Genomic DNA, 2,154 nt, shown 5'->3' on the forward strand with positions numbered 1-2,154 from the left:
AGCTATTATTCCATAATAGCTACTAGAGGAAGCGTAAATCTGAGCATTTAGTGATAAGGAATGAGCGAATTTTGCTCAGTTTTTCTTAGAAAGGGGGCTCTAGTCTCTTGAGAAAAGGTCAAAAAACAAGACAAATGATCGTTGAGCAATCTAGAAAGCTCTTTGCTGAAAAAGGTTACGATATGACAAAAACGATGCATATTGCTGATCAATGTGGCGTATCGGAAGCGACGATCTATAAGTACTTTAATAGTAAGCTCGATCTTTTAATGGAAACAATTTCGCATGAAAAATTAGAAATACCAGAAAGTAGTAGTTTACATCATAAACGGACAGAGGAGCTTTTGGAATTATATGTACGACAATTAACTCGTGCTGTCTTAACGAATTTTGAACAGTACGCTATCTTGTTCCGTGAAACGCCCTTGCATGAGGAAATATCGAAAAAATACGTGCAATATACATATGAACAAAATGAAGTTAGTAAGGAATTACAAGTACGAATTAACAATGGAGATTTAAGTGGTGTTTGCGATTTTGAATTGCTAAATGTCGGAATCATATCTTCTATTATTGCAATGAGTACACATCATCGGATTCACAAAGGAAAGCAAACATCTTTGTTTGATGAACAAAAGATTGAACAATTCGTAGATTTTATATTGCATGGAGCATTAAGAAGCTAGGGACCTTTCAAGAATTTATCCATGGATGTAGGTTTACATTTAGTAGATTTAAACGTAGAATCTTACTATATATTCACTGAGAAAAGGAAGGGTAGAATGACAAAGTATATTGGATTTGCAGGAACCTATACAAGAGAACAAAGTAAGGGAATCTATTGTTTTGAGCTCGACAGCGAAGCTAAAAAATTACAGGCTGTTCAAGCAGTAGCTTCTGTTGGAAGTCCTACCTATCTAACAATAAGCGAGGATGATCGCTACCTATTTTCAGTTGGACAAGACGGAGAATTAGGTGGAATGCGTGCTTATGCGATAAACGCAGAAACACATACATTAAATCAAATTAATGAACAGTTGCTGGAAGGAAGAGCGCCATGCCATGTAAGTATTCGTGATGGAAAATTGGTGACTGGAAATTATCATAAAGGTGAAGTTGGTCTATATTCGGTTAATAAGGATGGTTCCCTTGAGCTAGGGCAATTTGTAAAACATGAAGGTAATGGTCCCCATGAACGACAAGAAAAATCCCATGTTCATTTTGCTGGCTTTACACCAGATGGAAACTATGTAGTAGTATGTGACCTAGGAACAGATGAACTTGTTACCTATCGTATAGAAGCAGGTGAATTGATACGGCATGATACACTTTCTATAAAACCAGGAAGTGGTCCCCGGCATATCGTTTTTCACCCAAACGAAAAGACTGCTTATTTACTAACAGAGCTAAGCTCAGAAGTCATTGTATTAGCTTATCATGCAGATGATGGAAGCTTTACTGAAAAACAAACAATCAAAGCAAAGCCAGAAGGTTTTACGGATACGAATGATGCAAGTGCAATTTCTATTTCATCGGACGGTAAATTTCTTTATACAGGAAATCGCGGGCATAATAGTATTGCTGTCTTTCAAGTAGAAGGAGAAACAGATTTTCTAACGCTGATTGAATTCACAGCTACTGGAGGCGATTGGCCACGTGACTTTGTTTTGGATCCAACAGAATCCTTTATTGTTGCTTCGAATCAGCATAGTGGCAATTTGGTCTTGTTTGAGCGAAACAAAGTGACGGGTAAGTTAACAAAATTGAATAGCGAAGTTGACGTTCCCGAAGTTGTTTGTGTGAAATTTTTAAATGAACAAAAGTAAAAAATAATTAATGTGTATAGAGCTCATTACTAATTTAGTATTAGTGGTGAGTTTTTTATTGCCTAGAAATTATAAAATACGCTCTTGTGGATTAATATGAGCGCGTGGAGCCGCGTCCAGCTCCAGCGCCTAGAAACGAGGTAACGAAACGAATCACCCTTCGATAAGTCATCATCGGCTCGCAAGCTCACCGTGACTCCTTTATCTCCGTTGTCTCGCTCCAGTCGCTATGTTTCTATTCGGGCGCTTGTGCTTTTGTTCAAAGTTAAGAAAGTATAAAATCAGTGCAATGACTGCGTTAAGCCAAGTAGTTATTTTGAAATGTTTG

Annotated in this window: 2 protein-coding genes; both read left to right on the top strand. The window is 37.5% G+C overall.

What is annotated here, in order from left to right:
• Nucleotides 1-107 precede the first annotated feature (107 nt).
• Nucleotides 108-686, top strand: coding sequence for a TetR/AcrR family transcriptional regulator (locus Q1A47_RS20380; RefSeq protein ID WP_026681997.1), 579 nt, complete (start codon nt 108-110; stop codon nt 684-686).
• A gap of 96 nt (nt 687-782) precedes the next feature.
• Complete coding sequence (locus Q1A47_RS20385; protein WP_121603746.1) at nt 783-1,826, top strand: lactonase family protein; 1,044 nt, start codon at nt 783-785, stop codon at nt 1,824-1,826.
• Nucleotides 1,827-2,154: the final 328 nt, after the last annotated feature.

It is taken from the genome of uncultured Virgibacillus sp., assembly GCF_947495635.1.
Taxonomy (GTDB): Bacteria; Bacillota; Bacilli; order Bacillales; family Amphibacillaceae; genus Virgibacillus; species Virgibacillus salarius.

Coding starts and splice junctions, on each gene's coding strand:
- Q1A47_RS20385 (WP_121603746.1), top strand. CDS start 783: ATGACAAAGTATATTGGATTTGCAGGAACCTATACAAGAGAACAAAGT.